The organism is Salinimicrobium profundisediminis (genome assembly GCF_026241755.1).
GTDB lineage: Bacteria > Bacteroidota > Bacteroidia > Flavobacteriales > Flavobacteriaceae > Salinimicrobium > Salinimicrobium profundisediminis.
In genome coordinates, this window is record NZ_JAPJDA010000010.1 from 15,776 (window position 1) to 33,803 (window position 18,028).

An 18,028-nucleotide genomic window follows, 5' to 3' on the forward strand; every position below is an offset into this window, starting at 1 on the left:
AGTAGTTTAATGCCAGGAAGGACTTATGCCTGGTGCATAAGGGAATTCCAGTGATTGATAATATTCTAAATCATGTTCGGGTGTAGGGACAAATTCGGGTAATTCCATTTCAGAAAACTGCTTAAAATACAGAAGTACGGCGTCGCGCCACCATTTTGCTTCTTTTAGCTGAATTTGAAGCAGCATTTGTGTCGTGGCAAACCTCTCCTCATCTACATATTCTTCCATTTCATTCCAGGTCTTCACCATGTCTTCCACTTCTTCCACACCTTGCTGATATTTAGCAGCCATGTTATGCCAAAGAGTCTTTCCATTCTTCATTTCATAATCCCAGGGCACGTGGTGGAACCAAAGCAAATATTGCTCGGGGGTTGTTTCTATTGAATTATACTTTTCCCTAAGTGGTTCTGCATATTGAGCAAGCGCATTGCTACCTGTAGTAGTTCGGTCAAAACCAACTCCCAAGGAATCGGCACGGTGGTAATATACAGGATTCCACTCGGGCCTATCCAGGTTGCCAACCCACGGGCCGGGACCATAATGGTGACCTGTGTCCATGATATGATGAAGACCTAAAGGAGTCATATAATTCACAACTGCTTCCCGGGAATCCAGCATCATTTCACTCACCTCATCAACAAAATCCTTATCCTTTGAAAATGTCATTTTTAGCCAGTCTTCTGCGATCTCTTCAGAATCTATGTAAGGATCCCAGGCCAGTCTTCCAAAGCCATACCAGTTGGCCTGCCCAAAAGGATGACCTGTCCAGTTCTTTGCAGTTCCAATATTGGCCACCCCGGCGATTCCTGTTAATTTTTTATTTGACAGGGTTCCATCTATAACTTTCGCTACTGTAGATCCTTCCCCCTGTACATAGGTATCTTCATCAAGCACTTCCTCGAACATTTTTGGCAGGTAAACCAGGTGGGAACTAAAACCAAGATATTCCTGCGTGATCTGGAATTCCATCATTAGTGGGGTGTCGGGCATTGCGCCAAACATAGGGTGAAATGGCTCCCGCGGCTGGAAATCTATTGGCCCGTTCTTCACCTGCACCAGCACGTTGTCATGGAACTGCCCGTCAAAAGGTACAAATTCGGAATACGCCTGTTTCGCCCTGTCATCAGGATCGTGTTCTGAGTAGACAAAGGCCCGCCACATCACAATTCCGTTGTGTGGCGCTACGGCCTCAGCAAGCATATTTGCACCATCAACGTGAGATCTACCATAGTTATTAGGGCCGGGTTGTCCTTCAGAATTTGCTTTGACTAAAAATCCACCAAAATCGGGGATTTCAGCATAAATTTCATCGGCTTTATCTTTCCACCATTGTTTTACTTCAGGATCAAAAGGATCGGCCGTTTCCAGGTCACCAGATTCCATTGGGGAAGAAAAACGTGCCGTTAGATAGACTTTTATTCCGTAGGACCTGAAAACATCAGCCAGGGCTTTTACTTTTTCAATATATGCTGAAGTAAGTACCACCGAACTGGCGTTCACATTGGTCAACACGGTTCCGTTAATCCCAATAGAGGCATTGGCGCGGGCATAGTCAATATATTCAGGCTTGATAAGCTCGGGCAGGTGGTGCCAGTCCCAAATGGAAAATCCTGCATAGCCACGTTCCACGGTCCTATCCAGGTTGTCCCAGTGATTTAGCACCCTAATCTGGATTTTTGGAGAATCGGTTATAGAAATTTTATCTATTGCGTTTCTCAACTGCATTTCTTTGATAAACCTAAAAGTACCGTATAAAAGTCCGGCTTCAGTTTCTGCAGTAATAACTGTTGCAGGTGTATTCCCAATGCGGATCTTTTTGATAATATAACCTTCAGAATTAATTTTTGTAAATTCTCCTTCCAAAGAAGGAAGCACATACGCAGGAAGGTTATCACGGGTGCCCAGAACCAGGCTGTTTTCTTTAATGGAGATAGCGGTTGGAATTGATGCGTCAAAGAACCCCGCATAAGCTTTTTCAAGCTCAGAGACCGCAGCATCCAGTGTAGCGCCAGACCCATAGGTTATTAATCCCTGAATTTGGGTGGAATAGTTTTCTCTTAGGGTCGCTTCTTCAATAGGATAATATTGCAGCCATAGATCATAACCGTCCTGAGAACGAAGGTTTAACGGGAGAATTGCCAGTAAAAATATGAAGTAAAGACATTTAGACATTGGAGAGGATTATTTAAAATATGCACGTGATTTGGAACGGAAAAATAGAAAAAAATAACCTATCAGCAAAACATTTTACGCAATCGGTTGCGTTTAAATTAAAAATATATTTAATTTGTTAAGATGCAATGTTTATTACCTCTACACTAGAAGAATAACCAACCCATAAAATAGCCACATGAAAAGTCTAATAATCAGAAAGTTTTTAATTTTACTTATAACCTTTATTACGGGATTTGCCGTTGCCCAGGAAAATCCTAAAAATCAAAATTATCCTTTCAATGATCCTACCTTAAGTATAGAGGAAAGGACCCAGGATCTAATCAATCGATTGACTATTGAAGAGAAGGCCTGGCAGATGATGCATAACAGTCCCGCAGTAGAACGACTGGGCATCCCCGAATACAACTGGTGGAACGAAGCTTTACATGGTATTGGACGATCTGGTGTGGCAACTGTATTCCCTCAGGCCATTGGCATGGGAGCTACTTTTGATGAAGATCTAATTCTTGAAGTTGCCAATGCGATCTCAGATGAGGCGCGGGCAACCCATAATACTGCAGTAGAAAATGGCTATCGCCGTCAATATAGCGGGCTCACTTTTTGGACTCCGAACATTAATATCTTCCGGGACCCTCGTTGGGGCCGTGGGCAGGAAACTTATGGAGAAGACCCTTTTCTTACTGCATTGCTGGGAACAGCTTTTGTAAAAGGTTTACAGGGTGATCATCCTAAATACCTGAAAACTGCTGCGGCCGCAAAACATTATGCCGTGCACAGCGGACCCGAAAAACTTCGTCATGAGTTCAATGCCGAAGCTTCCATGAAAGATATGTGGGAAACTTATTTACCGGCTTTTAAAGCCCTTGTAGATGCAGATGTGGAAACCATCATGTGCGCCTATAACGCGACAAACGGGGAACCCTGTTGCGCAAACAAATATTTATTGCAGGACGTTTTACGTGACAAATGGAATTTCCAGGGGCATATCGTAAGTGACTGCTGGGCGTTGGTAGATTTTTACGAAGGCCACAACGTGGTGGAAACTCCCGAGGAAGCTGCAGCTCTGGGAATTAAAAGCGGTGTGAACCTTAACTGCGGAAGCGTATATCCTTCCTTGGTCGAAGCCGTTGAACAAGGTTTGGTAACTGAAGTCGAAATTGACGAGCAACTTGCTGTCCTTCTAAAAACGAAGTTCAAATTAGGCCTTTTTGACCCCGCAGAAGACAATCCATATTCACAGCTTTCAGCAGAAGATCTCGACACCGAAGAACACAGGGCTCTGGCAAGAAAAGTTGCGCAGAAATCTATTGTAATGCTTAAGAACAACGGAGCATTACCTCTCAAAAATGACCTTTCCAAGTACTTTATTACCGGCCCGAATGCTACGAGTATTGAGGTGCTACTTGGAAATTACCACGGAATCAACCCCAACCTTGTCACCATTCTTGAAGGCCTTGCCGGGGCGATTGAGCCACAGAGCCAAATGCAATACCGCCAGGGAACATTGCTTGACAGACCAAATGCGAATCCGCAGGACTGGGCTTCCCCAAATGCGGGCAATAGCGATGCAACCATTGCCGTATTAGGAATTTCGGGAGTTCTTGAAGGAGAAGAAGGAGAATCTATAGCTTCAGAAACTTTTGGAGACCGGCTGGATTACAATCTTCCACAAAATCAGATCGATTATTTGAGAAAACTGAATGAAGCGGCAGGTGATGCTCCTGTTATCGCCGTGATCACAGGAGGTAGCCCTATGAACCTTCAGGAAGTACATGAACTGGCAGATGCTGTTCTCCTGGTTTGGTATCCCGGGGAAGAGGGAGGAAATGCCGTTGCAGATGTCATTTTTGGAAAGGTATCACCATCGGGAAGGCTCCCAATAACCTTTCCTAAGTCTTTAGATGACCTTCCGGCATACGAAGATTATAGTATGGAAGGCAGAACCTATAAATACATGGATGCAGAGCCCATGTATCCCTTTGGCTATGGCCTTAGCTACAGCGACTTTAATTATTCAGAGATCAAACTTTCAGACAAAAAACTGAAAAAAGGAAAATCATTAACAGCAAAAGTTGTGGTGACAAATTCCGGAGAAACGAAAGCAGAAGAAGTAGTTCAGCTTTATGTATCTGATCTTAAAGCTTCAGTAAGAACCCCCAAATCTCAACTATACGGAATAAAAAGGGTTGAACTGGAGCCGGGCGCTTCCGAAGAAATTTCATTTGAGATCACTCCGCAGATGATGCAACTAGTGAATAATGAAGGAGAGAGCGTTTTGGAATCGGGTGAATTTAGTGTCTACATTGGCGGCTCAAGCCCCGGAAAAAGAAGCATTGAACTGGGAAAAGAACTAAAAGAAGCCAATTTCACACTCAGGTAATATTCTAAGAAAATTAAAATGAAAAATTTCATAGACGCTGATTTTCTCCTGGAGACTAATCACGCGAGAAAGTTATATCACGATTTTGCCAAATCAATGCCCCTTATTGATTATCACTGCCATCTTTCAGCAAAAGATATTGCAAAAAACCGCATTTTTGAGAACCTCACCCAGCTGTGGATAGAGGGCGATCATTACAAATGGCGGGCAATGAGAGCACTGGGTATAGAAGAAAAATACATTACGGGAAAGGCCAGCGACAGGGAAAAATTCAGAAAATGGGCCGCGACTATTCCTTATACCCTAATGAACCCGCTATATCACTGGACCCACCTGGAATTAAAAAGATATTTTGGAGTTGATGAAATTCTCAACACCTCAAATGCTGAAGAAGTATATGATCATTGCAACTCGCTCATCTCTACTCCCGAATTTTCTGTACGGAATTTGCTTCGGAAAATGAATGTAGAGGTGGTTTGTACTACCGATGATCCTGCAGATGATCTACGCTACCACCGGGAAATAGCCAAAGACGGATTTCAAATTAAAATCCTACCAACATTTAGACCTGATAGATTTCTGGGAATTGAGGAAGCAGGTTTCCAGACCTATCTTGAAAAAATATCAGCCCAAACAGAGATTGAAATTGATGACTTTGAAAGCTTCCTTGATGCCGTAAAAAGCAGGATAGACTATTTTCATGAACATGGCTGCCGCCTTTCTGACCATGGCTTGGATTGTGCATTCTCCGAAGATTTTACTGATGAAGCGCTCAATAGAATTCTGAATAAAAGAATGTCAGGAGAGCTGCTGGAAACAACTGAAGTTCTGGTCTTTAAATCGGGAGTAATGTACCATCTGGGAAAAATGTATTCAGAAAAGAACTGGACAATGCAATTGCATTTGGGACCTATTCGTAATACTAACACCAGAATGTTGAATAACCTGGGAGCAGACGCAGGCGTTGACAGTATAGGCGATTTTCAACAAGCTAAACCGCTGGCAAAATACCTGGATTCTTTAGACATAATCAATTCCCTGCCCAGAACGATCTTATACAATGTAAATCCTTCCGAAAATGAGGTTATGGCCACCATGGCCGGAAATTTTATGGGCAACTCCCAAAAAGGCAAAATACAGCATGGTTCTGCATGGTGGTTTCTCGATCAAAAAGATGGAATTGAGAAACAATTAACCACCATCTCAAATATGGGGCTCGTTAGTTGTTTTGTGGGTATGTTGACAGATAGCAGGAGCTTTCTTTCTTTTCCAAGACATGAATATTTTCGACGGATCTTATGTAACTACTTCGGAAATGCGATCGAAAAGAAGGAACTGCCTGAAGATTTGGAATGGATTGGAAAAATTGTACAGGACATATGCTATTACAATGCGAAGGAATATTTTGCCTTTTAACCCAGGTAAATAGATTTCGCTTATAAACCCTATTTTAACTTTGATCCAATATTTTAAGCACCAAAATAGTTTGGAATCTAAGGATTTCTTTTACTGGAATTACGAACAACCACCTTGGTATCAAGCATTGTGATCTCTGATACGCTGGTACCGAGGTTTTCCTTTGAATGTTCCAGAATTCTTAAAGCCGATATCTCCCCCATTCGTCTTGCAGGGTGTGAAATAGTGGAAAGTGAAGGCTCCACAATAGAAGCCACAGGATCATCATTAAAACCAATGATAGCTAGTTCTTCCGGTATCTTCACTCCTCTTTCTTTTGCACAGCGGATGGCACTAACAGCGGCACTGTCGTTTGAAGAAAAAATACCATCGGGCGGATTGGACATACCAAGCAGTTTTTCTGTCGCTTCCCAACCTTCGGTAGAACTCATAGTTTTAAGGCTAATGATCAGCTTTTCGTCAAGCTCAATTCCATTTTCAGTCAGGGCATCAATATATCCCTTCTTTCGCATGTTATATACATTTACATGTTGAGATCCTGCAAAATGTGCTATTCTGGTACAACCCTGATCAATAAGATGTTTCGTGGCACGATAACCTGCAGCATAATTATCAATTACTACCCGGTAAGAATTAAATTCTTTTGGAACACGATCTACGAAAACCACAGGAATATTCTTGTCTAAAAACTGCTTGAAGTGAGAAGTATCTACTGTTTCCATTGCAAGAGATACGATCACCCCCCCTACCCGACTATCATATAGCGCCTTGGCATTATTCACCTCATTTTCATAACTCTCATTAGACTGACTTATAAGCACGTTATAATTGGCTTTACGCGCCGTATCTTCAATTCCGCTTATAAGGGTAGACATAAAAGGGCTATTGATCCTGGCAATTAGGATACCTATAGTTTTACTTTTATTACTTCGCAGAGAGGCTGCAATAGAGTTGGGCCTGTATCCAAGCCTTTGTGCCGCTTTATGGATTTCCTTTGTTGTTTTTTTCCCGATACTTTTGTGGTTATTTAACGCCCGGGAAACTGTAGAAGGGGAAAAGTTCAGCTCTTTAGCCAAATCATAAATAGTCACTTCTTTCTTTTTCATGGAATCAACTTGGAAATAACAACAAATGGTTGTTTTGCAGATGTATACAAATATAGATAATCTTAAGTAACTATACCTTTATTTTAAAAGCTATATGCCCTATTAAAACTCGAAATTAAAACCTTTTTCCGTTAGTTTTTGATAGGTATTATTATCGAATTTGTACAGTTTGGCAGCCCTGTGCGAAACATCTTTTTGTTTCTCATTAATGTCTACCAAAAGTTTCATCCTTAAGAACTTCCTCCTAAAGTTCGGCTTATCCATCTCTACCTTTAAAATTTCCTGATATAATTGCATAAGCTGCAAGAGTGTAAATTTTTCTGGCAGAAGATTAAAACCTATGGGAGCCTGCCGCACCCTTTTTCTCAGGTTTTGGATGCTGTATTCCAGGATTTGTGTGTGATCATATATCAGCTCGGGCACCTCTGCAATTTTGAACCATTTTGCTTCCGAAGCAGTAAACCCCGCTTTAACGCTGTAATCTTCCCGTTTCACCAAAGCATAATAACCCACAGTTATGACCCTGCCTAAGGGAAAACGATCGGGCTCTCCAAAAGCTTTGAGCTGCTCAAGGTATATATTCTCCAGTCCTGTTAATTCTCTTAGTAGCCTGTGAGCCGCAGCATCTATACTTTCCACTTCCTGAATCCATCCCCCCGGAAGCCCCCATTTTCCTTCACTGATACCCTTCGCATGTTTCACCAGAAGAACCTCAAGACTGCCATTCTCAAAACCAAAAATGGTACAGTCAATAGTAATAGAACTCATCACTGATGTGGAAATAAGTTCTCCGGATTCAATATCTAACAATTCTTTCTTCATTTATTGACCAGGTACATCTGCACTACCTGTGCAATACACAGATAATCATCACAGACAAAAATTTTAAGAATACTTTAATATTAGCATTTAATAATTGCTAAATTAAAAATTAATATTTAAACTTGTAGTCAATTAAACCATAAGATACAAAAATAAGATGGCCACAACCCACACAAGTAAAACAAGCGTTTATCTTATCACCATAGTAGCAAGTTTAGGAGGCCTTTTATTTGGCTATGATACTGCAGTGATATCAGGAGCGGTAGGTGCTCTGGAAAATTTCTTTATCACCTCCCTCGAGAACAGCCCTTCATTTGCTGAAGACACTATTTTTCAGTTTAAAATCACAATAAGCTTATGCGTTCTGGCCATAGGTCTTTTGTTTGCAGATTTTATTCTTAAGTTCTTTCAGAAAAATAAAGCTTATACCATTATTGCCGCAATCCTCATCTTTGGAGGTGCGGTCTTTTATTTTCAATTCCTAACCCTTCCTAACATTCTCACCGAGAATCTCAGGAATTCTATTTTAGGGTTTATGGTGAGTAGCGCCCTGGTAGGTTGTATTATTGGAGCCTCACTTGGTGACAACGTAGCTAATTCTATAGGTAGGCGAAATGGATTGATCATTGCAGCCCTACTCTTTTTAATTTCAGCACTTGGTTCTTCTTACCCCGAGGTCATGAATATCTTCCCCGGGAATGACTTAACTGCTTTTATCATCTATAGAATTATAGGAGGTATAGGAGTAGGACTGGCAAGTATGCTGGCCCCAATGTACATAGCCGAAATGGCACCTGCTAATATAAGAGGCCAACTCGTTTCTTTTAACCAGTTCGCAATCGTTACAGGAATGTTAGTGGTGTATTTTGTAAACTACTTTATTGTAAGTGGACAAACAGAATTGTGGATCAATGAAACCGGATGGAGATATATGTTCCTTTCTGAAGCAATTCCTGCCTTACTCTTCCTGCTCTTCCTGTTCTTTGTTCCTAAAACTCCAAGGTACCAGACCATGAAGGGGAATGAAGAAGATGCGATGAAAGTACTTACCAAATTAAATGGGCCTGAAACAGCCACCCGAATCCTGTCCGATATTAAAGCCTCTTTTAGTCGCACAAAATCGCATTGGCTTTCTTTTGGGTGGGGTGTTGTTATCATAGGTATTCTTCTTTCCATATTCCAACAGTTTGTAGGTATCAACGTGGTTCTATACTACGCCCCTGAAATCTTTAGGGGAATGGGTATGGAAACAGATGCTTCGATGCTCCAAACCATTATCGTGGGAGCAATTAATATGCTCTTCACAGTACTGGCAATCATGACTGTGGATAATTTTGGAAGAAAAAAATTGATGATGATTGGTAGTGCGGTTATGGCTGTAGCTATGATAGGCCTTGGCTTTGCACTGTATACAGAAACTGAAGGTTTACCTGCACTACTTCTTATGCTTCTTTACATTGCTGCATTCGCTATGTCGTGGGGACCTGTAACCTGGGTACTACTTTCAGAAATTTTCCCTAATAAAATTCGGGGGGTAATGGCAGTTGCAGTAGCAATTCAATGGCTAGCCAACCTTATTGTTTCCTGGACATTCCCTATGATGAATAACAATTCGGCACTTGTAGAACATTTCAATCACGGCTTCTCTTACTGGATATATGGAGTGATGGCTCTTCTTTCTTTACTCTTTATCTGGAAGTTTGTCCCAGAGACTAAAGGAAGAACCCTGGAAGATATGGAAGAACTATGGATGAAGAAAAAATAAAGAATATTTATGCACTTTTTAGGAATAGATTTAGGTAGTTCTTCAATAAAACTATCTGTACTAAATGCAGAAAAAGGTGAGACCGTATGTTCTGTTACGGCACCCGATTTTGAAATGGAAATGAAGGCTCCCAGGTTTGGTTGGGCCGAACAGGATCCTAACAGCTGGTGGCAATATCTAAAGCAGGGTCTAAATGAAATAAGCAACAAGCATAACTATGACCTAAAGCAGATTAAAGGGATTGGTATTGCTTACCAAATGCATGGCCTTGTAATTACCGATGAAAACCTTGAGCCCGTAAGGCCCTCAATTATATGGTGTGACAGCCGGGCTGCAGAAATAGGTCATGAAGCATATAAGATTATAGGTGAGAAGAACTGCAATGAGCAGATCCTTGGAAGTCCCGGAAATTTTACTGCATCTAAACTTAGTTGGGTCAAGCAGAATGAGCCGGGAGTATATGCCAGGGCAAAATACATGATGTTACCGGGAGATTTTTTAGCTGCAAAGCTTACAGGTATTCCTCAAACAACTTCTTCTGGCTTATCTGAAGCTGCACTCTGGAATTTTCCCGAAGGCAGGCTGGCTACCGAAATCCTTGAGAAAATGGGATTAGAAAGGGAATTGGTGCCCGAAATTGTTCCCACTTTTGGGGAGCAGGCTACCATTCATCCTGATGTAGCAAACCAACTGGGGCTTGACAGCAGTGTCAAAATCACATACCGCGCAGGCGATCAGCCAAACAATGCCCTCTCACTTAATGTACTTAATCCGGGAGAGATAGCCACCACGGCAGGAACATCAGCAGTAATATACGCTGTTACAGATAAAGACATTTACGACGAGCAAAATCGTATCAATACATTTCTTCATGTGAGTAATACTCAAGATCAAAAGAGAAATGGCCTGCTGGGAATTATAAATGGCTCAGGAATTTTATATCAATGGCTTCGGAAAATAATGTCGGTGGGAGACAGAGAGCTCATTTCATATGATGTACTTAATTCCGAAGCTGCAAAAGCAAAACCCGGAAGTGAAGATCTACGTTTTTACCCTTTTGGAAATGGAGTAGAACGAATTTTCAATAACCGACAGGCAAAGTCGGGTATTGAAAACCTCAATTTTAATATTCATCAACCTGCCCACCTGATAAGATCTGCCTGTGAAGGAATTGTATTCGCAATGAATTATGGGTTCGATGTTATGAAGTCGCTTGGAACATCTGGTGAAATTGTACGTGCCGGAAAAGGAAACCTTTTCTTAAGTCCTGTTTTTAGGGAGATCTTTTGCAACACCACCCAGGCACAACTCGAACTCTATAACACTTCAGGAGCCGAGGGTGCAGCACGTGGCGCAGCCTATGGCTTCGGATATTATAAAAATCTAAAAGAAGCGTTTCAAAATCTTCAACGCCTGGAGTGCCTGGAACCACAAAAAGAACTCTCCAGCCAGTATGAAGAGATCTACGGAAAATGGAAAAGCAACATTAAAACTGAAAAAGAGTAATTATGGAATCAAAATTTTTCAAAAACATTGACAAAATCAAATTTGAAGGCAGGGAGAGTGACAATCCGCTTGCTTTTAAATGGTATGACGAAAATAAAGTTGTAGCAGGTAAAACACTTAAGGAACACCTGAAATTTGCTACTGCCTACTGGCACACTTTTAACAACACCGGAAGTGATCCATTTGGGCCGGGGACAGAAACATTTGAATGGGATAAAAGTAACGATCCCATTACCCGAGCAAAAGACAAAATGGATGCGGCATTCGAATTCATGACCAAGCTGGGAACATCTTATTACTGTTTCCACGATGTAGACGTTGTAGATGAAGCACCAACTCTTGCAGAGTTCGAAAAACGCCTACAAACCATGGTAGAGTATGCTAAGCAAAAGCAGCAAGAAAGCGGGATCAAATTGTTATGGGGTACTTCAAACCTCTTCAGCAATCCACGCTATATGAATGGTGCCGCTACGAATCCAAACTTTGATGTGTTGGCATACGCCGGTGCACAGGCAAAGATCGCTCTAGATGCTACTATGGCCCTTGGAGGTGAGAATTATGTATTCTGGGGTGGCCGTGAAGGTTATATGAGCCTTCTTAACACCGATATGAAAAGAGAATTAGATCATTTGGGAAGATTCCTTAACACCTGTAAAGATTACGCCAGAAAACAAGGTTTTAAAGGAAATTTCTTTATAGAACCAAAGCCGATGGAGCCTACCAAGCACCAGTATGATTATGATGCTGCAACTTCGCTGAGTTTCATAAGACAGTACGGCCTTGAAAATGACTTCAAATTAAACCTGGAGGTAAATCACGGAACCCTTGCAGGACATACTTTTGAACATGAGTTGCAGGTAGCTGTTGATGCCGGAATGTTAGGAAGCATCGATGCAAATAGGGGTGATTATCAAAACGGCTGGGATACAGACCAATTCCCAATTGATCTATACGAAATCACGCAGGCAATGCTTATTATCCTGGAAGGCGGCGGAATACAGGGCGGAGGAATCAATTTTGACGCTAAAGTAAGACGTAATTCTACCGACCTGGAAGATAAATTCATTGCTCACGTTTCAGGAATGGATGTTTTTGCGAGAGGCCTTATTTGCGCCAATAATATACTGGAGAACTCTAAGTATAAACAACTTAGAAAAGAACGCTACTCCTCTTTTGACAGTGGAAACGGAGCTAAATTCGAAAACGGCGAACTTTCTCTGGAAGATTTGAGCAAGATAGCCCGTGAAGCAGGAGAACCTCAGCAAATAAGTGGTAAACAAGAGCTGTTTGAACAAATTATCGCTAATTCCTACTAGAATAATTTCAACCAAACAAAGTTTTACTATTAAGCCGCCTGAAGCATTCTTCAGGTGGCTTTTTTTTATACAAACTGTGCGGTTACAAAATCTCCTTACCTGTCAAAAAGGGCATTTATAAACAATCTTTTGTAATGAAAAATTGGTAAGAAATGATACAGCTTATATATCATTTTTCAGCATTCTTAAACAAGAAATTTTGCGGTGTAACCCGAACAAAAAAAGGCTGTCTTTTCAGACAGCCTCTTTAGCTTTTGATATTCAATATTTATTCTTAATAACCCGGGTTCTGGTATACTCCTGTATCCCCTTCCATTGCGTCAATTTGACCTTGAGGGATGGGACGTAAGTAGTGGAATGGCTGAATATCCCGATTTATGGTTTGAGCATTATGATCTCCATAATCACTACCCGCAATACGGTAGGTTGAAGCCAATTCTTCCCATGTTTGGGTACGAATAAGATCATACCAGCGATATCCCTCCCCAAAATATTCTCTGGACCTTTCTGCCAGGATGTAGTAAATATCTATTTCTGCCGGAGTTTCAGAAATAAGTTCGTTGCTGAAATCTGCTATTTTAGGCTCTCCTGCATTATTATCCCATCTCCAAACTCCTGCTCTTGCTCTAATCACATTGATCAATTCTCTTGCAGACATTCCTGTAGCATTAGCGCCTTTTACAGCAGCTTCAGCAGCAATAAAATATAGTTCAGAGAATTTAGCGATGTTAAAAGGCCTGGTACTGGCAGCATTTGGTTGACCAAGACCATCTCCTGTATTAGTGCGGTATGGACCTAATTTCCATAGTCCAGGATAGGTTCTTCTACTAATATCCTGCGGGCCTATAACAAAATCTGATCTTCCCGGCAACACACCTGCACCAATGTTACTTTTTCCCTGTCCATCAGGATAATCAATTGCAGCATCAGGCTGCTCGTCCAGGAAAGTCAGGATTGCGTCTCCCGGTTCCACCGGAAGTCCATTGGCATTATATAACACATCCTGCTCTACCCCACCTTTTGGCCAGTTTCCACGATAGGTTGTGGTAAAAGTTCCATCATAGCGGGAGTCCTGGGTTTTATCTGCAAAAGTTTGAGTAATAGCGCCAATAGTTGGTGCCATCCTGGTCCATGGACGACCAAGATCCTGAGAATCTTCTCTTTGTACCGAACTCACGGTTTCACTCCAGTTAGGGTCTTTTGCGCTGCGAATAACGGTATAGTTCCAGGTCATCATCCAACCAGCAAAATTTTCGGGAGCTCCACCACCACTATAGGTTAGACTGGCTCCGTTATAATACTCACTGGTTTCAGTATGATCTGCATAAAGTAAGATCTCACTATTCCTGTCGTTCTCAGCATTATTTACGTCATAGTAGGTAGGCTGAAGCCCAAAAGGTCCGGGATTATTGATCGCTGTTGTTGCAACGTCATAAGCTTGCTGGAAATACCACTGCGCATCATGACCGTCGGGATCTGTGCGGCTGGTTTCGGGGTAGGTAGGAATATTATTTGGATTCTCTAACCACCATCCATAAGTTAAATAAGCTTTAGCTAAATACAACCTGGCAACAGTTTTAGTTGCTCCGCCGGTAACTCTGGGAAATTCAGGAAGGTTTTCAACTGCGCCAAGAAGATCGGGAAATATAGCCCTGGTATAAACTTCGGGAACTGTATTTCTTGTAGATGTTCTCGTAGGGTTGGTATTGAAAGTAAGTTCTCCAGCTCCAAGGTCTAACGGCACACCTCCAAAGGTCTGGACCAGCAAAAAGTAATCAAACCCTCTAAAGAATCTTGCTTCGGCCGTAAGTTCATCAGATATTCCTACTGCCTCGGCATTTTCGATGACCCCGTTAGCAGTGTTGATATTTGAAAAGGATATATTCCAAATTGCATCGGCCCGGCTATCTTCAGGAGTAATATTCCCCTGTCCCGAAAGATCCATTACCAGGAAGTTTTGATCTGCACTCTGGGCATAAGTTACTTCATCTGTACCCGTTAAAGTAGTATTATAGTAATATGCCTGTCCATAAATATATCTCAAATGAGCATACATAGAGGTCAACCCTCCCAACACTCCGGTTTCAGTTTTAAAGAAACCTGGTTCATAAGTGCTTCTTGGCGTCTCTTCAAGAATATCTTCTGAACAGGAAACCAGAAGCATAGCCAACACAAGAGTGGTTATAACAGAAGTTTTTAAACGAATATTTTTCATAATAATTTTTTTAAAAAGTTAAGTTCACACCTAATAGGTAATTCCTCGTAGCGGGAGTGTTTGTCCCAATGGTAAGAAGCCTGCTTGGGTAACCTGCTACCGCTGAATTCTGATCTCCATAAGAGTTGGTCACCGGATCCATTCCCGATTCATCATAATAAGGTGAAAATAGTACAAAAGCATTCTGAACAGTACCATAAAGTCTAAGATCCTTAAATCCAAGATCACCTATTGTTTCTTTATCAAAATTATATCCCAGCGTAAGAGTACGTATCTTCAAATATGAAGCATCAAAATATCCCAGTGTAGAACCATATTTTGGGTTATCACCACTGGTTACTCCTCCCGGTTTTGGATACCTGGCTCCTGTATTTTCTGGTGTCCAGTAATCAACATCCACATTACCGCGACGACCATTAAGCATATTCAAATAACCTGAAGATCCATACAGGGTACTAATAAGTACACCTCCAGACTGGAATGCACCTACTGCAGTAAAATCGAAATTTTTGTAGGCGAGACGAGTATTGAAACCTCCCTGAAAATCGGGGTTTACATCAATTACCTTTCTATCATCTGGACCAATTTGCCTCACCGGTACACCATTGGCATCATATTCCCCGGTATACCTTACCTTGATCATCCCAACATTTCCTCCTGGTTCCAATATATCCAGATAAGGATCATCTTCCTGCCAAAGCCCAATACGCTCATAGTCATAGATCACATTAATAGGATGACCTTCAAACCAGTTATTACTTACATCCTGAGAAGTTCCTGAAGCAAGGGCCACAAGCTCATTCTCATTAGAATACAGGTTAAGGCCTGCCTCCCAGCTAAAGCCATCGGGGTTATCGAAAATTACCCCATTAAGAGAAAGTTCAAATCCCTTGTTTTGGGTCTCACCAATGTTGGCAGTATAACTTCCTACCCCAGAAGTACCCGGAAGTACTACATTGTAAAGGATGTCATTGGTGTTTGTAATATAGTATTCTGCAGTACCCGTAAGTCTATAATTAAGTAATGAAAAGTCTACTCCAAAGTTATACGTTGTAGAGTATTCCCATCCCAGTTCAGGGTTGGGAAGCTGAGAAACATAATATCCCACTGCATAATTATCGGGTCCAAAATTATATGGTCTTGTGGCCAATAGCCCTAAAGTGGAATAAGGATCTACCGCCTGGTTTGAAGTTTCTCCATAACCCGCACGAATCTTAAGAGAGTTCATCCATTCCACATTTTCCATAAATGCTTCGTTGCCAAGATTCCAACCAACAGAAACTGCCGGGTAGGTATGCCATTTATGACCTTCAGCAAGCCTGGAAGAACCGTCTGAACGCAATGTAGCAGACAACATGTACTTGTTCTCATACTCGTACATTATCCTACCCATATAGGACATTAAACCGCTTCGGTAGTAGCCCTGATTAGCAGGATCTATAATGATCTCATCTGTTGCCTGACCTAAATTATAGAACTGAAACTGATCTGTAGGAATTCCAAGGGCAGCAATACTAGAACTATTAAATTTAGTTTCTTCTGTAGAATATAGACCTACTACGTTTATTCTGTGACTATCGTTAAAAGTACGGTCATAGGTCACTAAATTTTCCACTAAGTAACGGGTAGTAATGGAATTATTAATAGAAGCGTTTGAAAGTGTACTTTCTGAAACACTAAAAACTCCTTCTCCGGTATAGCTTCCACCATGCGTACTCCTGTAATTAAGACCCAGGTTAATTCTGTATTTCAACCCTTCAACACCAGGAATTTCAAGCTCTCCAAAAAAGTTATTGAAGGTTCCAAATTCTCTGGATTGATCTATCCAGGAATCGCCAAGGTTTTCAATGCTTTTTCTGGTACGTACCCACATATCATCTGCAGCCAGGCTTATTACTCTTTTTAAAGAGCCATCTTCATTATATGGACTGGCAATTGGGGAAGCAGCCAAAACATCATAGATCCCCAGGTTCATTCCGTTTCTTACCGAATAATTATTGTTGGTACTAAACCCAACCTTTATGTAATCTCCAATCTCCTGGCTAAGAGTTCCATTAAAAGATATTCGCTCAAAGTACTGTTCGGGTAGAACAGCTGCATCTTTAGTGTAACCAAGACTGGCATTATAGCTTCCGCTTTCTGTACCTCCAGAAACACCAAGGTTATGATTGGTAATAAGACTGTTTTCATACATAAGGTCCTGCCAGTCGGTATTTACATCATCCATCTCATCTGCACCATTTTCATATTGGTTAGCAGCTTCACGCAGGGCTACCAACTCAGGCCCACTCATCATAGGATATTCCCCAAACACCGTCTTCACACCATAAAAAGCATCATAGCTAAATTGCGCAGCCTGCCCCTGTCTCCCGGTATTAGTTGTAATGATCACAACCCCGTTAGCACCCCTGGATCCATAAATCGCTGTTGCCGAAGCATCTTTAAGAATATCCATACTTTGAATATCATTAGGGTTTATGTCATTTAGAGATCCTGCAAAAGGCACACCGTTAAGCACGATCAATGGATCATTGCTGGCAGTTAATGAACGTGTTCCCCGAATACGAATTTGCTGTGGAGCACCAGGCTGGGAAGAAGTTTGTGCAAGCTCTACCCCGGGAAGTCTCCCCTGTAAAGCTTCAGAAATATTAGCAGAAGGAATATCTCGTAATTCTTCCCCGCCAATTGAGGAAACAGAACCGGTTACTGCCTCTCTACGCTGAGTTCCATATCCAATTACAACTACCTCTTCCAGGGCTTCTGTATCTTCCTGCAGAACTATATCGATTTCGTTGCGGCCATTAATATTGACCATTTGGGTGGCGAACCCCACATATGAATACACCAGCACTCCGTTAGATGGCACATCCTCTATCACATATTCTCCATCAAAGTCGGTTGTTACACCCCGGGAGGTTCCCTGAAGCAGAACAGTAACCCCGGGTAAAGGCCCTACTTCATCTGTTACTGTTCCCGAAACCGTTATGTTTTGAGCGGTTGCGGCACAAGTCATCATTACTGTTAATATTAGTAATAGACTTTTCCAGGAACGTTTTCCTTTTAATAGTAATACTTCCTTCATGTTGTCATAGTTTAAAAAAAATTAAGAACGATTATATTGGTTAATTAGCTGTTAAGCTTTCATAAGGATAAATATACGTATTTTATCAATTTACGCAATCGGTTGCGTAAAAAATAAGTTAAATTTCTTTCCCGCTGTCATAATGCCCGCCTGTAAATATTCAATTACCTGTTTACCAGATAATTGATAAACTTCAAAATTTACGAATACGATTGATTTTATTTTGTTATTTTAGCATAAAGCTT

The 18,028-nt window shown here is 41.4% G+C and carries 10 protein-coding genes; 5 read left to right on the top strand and 5 right to left on the bottom strand.

Annotated elements, in window-relative coordinates:
- Positions 1 to 6 precede the first annotated feature (6 nt).
- Positions 7 to 2,172 (bottom strand): alpha-glucuronidase family glycosyl hydrolase, encoded by a 2,166-nt coding sequence (locus OQ279_RS07260; protein WP_266069201.1) that lies wholly within the window; start codon positions 2,170 to 2,172, stop codon positions 7 to 9.
- A gap of 178 nt (positions 2,173 to 2,350) precedes the next feature.
- Here OQ279_RS07260 and OQ279_RS07265 point away from each other — a divergent pair, with 178 nt between their 5' ends.
- The gene (locus tag OQ279_RS07265) at positions 2,351 to 4,555 is read left to right on the top strand and encodes a glycoside hydrolase family 3 C-terminal domain-containing protein (protein WP_266069202.1); all 2,205 of its coding nucleotides are present in this window, start codon (positions 2,351 to 2,353) and stop codon (positions 4,553 to 4,555) included.
- Between the two features lie 18 nt (positions 4,556 to 4,573).
- Positions 4,574 to 5,971: a glucuronate isomerase gene (gene uxaC / locus OQ279_RS07270; RefSeq protein ID WP_266069203.1), complete on the top strand. Its 1,398-nt coding sequence runs from the start codon at positions 4,574 to 4,576 to the stop codon at positions 5,969 to 5,971.
- Between the two features lie 77 nt (positions 5,972 to 6,048).
- On the opposite strand, the gene OQ279_RS07275 is transcribed toward uxaC, so the two are convergent.
- Complete coding sequence (locus OQ279_RS07275; RefSeq protein ID WP_266069204.1) at positions 6,049 to 7,077, bottom strand: LacI family DNA-binding transcriptional regulator; 1,029 nt, start codon at positions 7,075 to 7,077, stop codon at positions 6,049 to 6,051.
- 102 nt (positions 7,078 to 7,179) lie between these two features.
- Positions 7,180 to 7,899: an NUDIX hydrolase gene (locus tag OQ279_RS07280; protein ID WP_266069205.1), complete on the bottom strand. Its 720-nt coding sequence runs from the start codon at positions 7,897 to 7,899 to the stop codon at positions 7,180 to 7,182.
- Positions 7,900 to 8,056: 157 nt separating this feature from the next.
- Here OQ279_RS07280 and xylE point away from each other — a divergent pair, with 157 nt between their 5' ends.
- The 3 genes from xylE to xylA are packed head-to-tail and all read left to right on the top strand — an operon-like array spanning position 8,057 to position 12,486.
- On the top strand, positions 8,057 to 9,664 hold the full coding sequence (xylE, locus tag OQ279_RS07285) for a D-xylose transporter XylE (protein ID WP_266069206.1): 1,608 nt from the start codon (positions 8,057 to 8,059) through the stop codon (positions 9,662 to 9,664).
- Positions 9,665 to 9,673: 9 nt separating this feature from the next.
- On the top strand, positions 9,674 to 11,170 hold the full coding sequence (locus OQ279_RS07290; RefSeq protein WP_266069207.1) for a xylulokinase: 1,497 nt from the start codon (positions 9,674 to 9,676) through the stop codon (positions 11,168 to 11,170).
- 2 nt (positions 11,171 to 11,172) lie between these two features.
- Complete coding sequence (xylA, locus tag OQ279_RS07295; RefSeq protein ID WP_266069208.1) at positions 11,173 to 12,486, top strand: xylose isomerase; 1,314 nt, start codon at positions 11,173 to 11,175, stop codon at positions 12,484 to 12,486.
- 274 nt (positions 12,487 to 12,760) lie between these two features.
- On the opposite strand, the gene OQ279_RS07300 is transcribed toward xylA, so the two are convergent.
- Together OQ279_RS07300 and OQ279_RS07305 are read right to left on the bottom strand one after the other, a co-directional pair.
- Positions 12,761 to 14,701, bottom strand: a complete 1,941-nt coding sequence (locus OQ279_RS07300; protein ID WP_266069209.1) for a RagB/SusD family nutrient uptake outer membrane protein — start codon at positions 14,699 to 14,701, stop codon at positions 12,761 to 12,763.
- A gap of 10 nt (positions 14,702 to 14,711) precedes the next feature.
- Positions 14,712 to 17,783 (bottom strand): SusC/RagA family TonB-linked outer membrane protein, encoded by a 3,072-nt coding sequence (locus OQ279_RS07305; protein ID WP_266069210.1) that lies wholly within the window; start codon positions 17,781 to 17,783, stop codon positions 14,712 to 14,714.
- Between the last annotated feature and the right edge of the window lie 245 nt (positions 17,784 to 18,028).

Coding starts and splice junctions, on each gene's coding strand:
- OQ279_RS07260 (WP_266069201.1), bottom strand. CDS start 2,172: ATGTCTAAATGTCTTTACTTCATATTTTTACTGGCAATTCTCCCGTTA.
- OQ279_RS07265 (WP_266069202.1), top strand. CDS start 2,351: ATGAAAAGTCTAATAATCAGAAAGTTTTTAATTTTACTTATAACCTTT.
- uxaC (WP_266069203.1), top strand. CDS start 4,574: ATGAAAAATTTCATAGACGCTGATTTTCTCCTGGAGACTAATCACGCG.
- OQ279_RS07275 (WP_266069204.1), bottom strand. CDS start 7,077: ATGAAAAAGAAAGAAGTGACTATTTATGATTTGGCTAAAGAGCTGAAC.
- OQ279_RS07280 (WP_266069205.1), bottom strand. CDS start 7,899: ATGAAGAAAGAATTGTTAGATATTGAATCCGGAGAACTTATTTCCACA.
- xylE (WP_266069206.1), top strand. CDS start 8,057: ATGGCCACAACCCACACAAGTAAAACAAGCGTTTATCTTATCACCATA.
- OQ279_RS07290 (WP_266069207.1), top strand. CDS start 9,674: ATGCACTTTTTAGGAATAGATTTAGGTAGTTCTTCAATAAAACTATCT.
- xylA (WP_266069208.1), top strand. CDS start 11,173: ATGGAATCAAAATTTTTCAAAAACATTGACAAAATCAAATTTGAAGGC.
- OQ279_RS07300 (WP_266069209.1), bottom strand. CDS start 14,701: ATGAAAAATATTCGTTTAAAAACTTCTGTTATAACCACTCTTGTGTTG.
- OQ279_RS07305 (WP_266069210.1), bottom strand. CDS start 17,783: ATGAAGGAAGTATTACTATTAAAAGGAAAACGTTCCTGGAAAAGTCTA.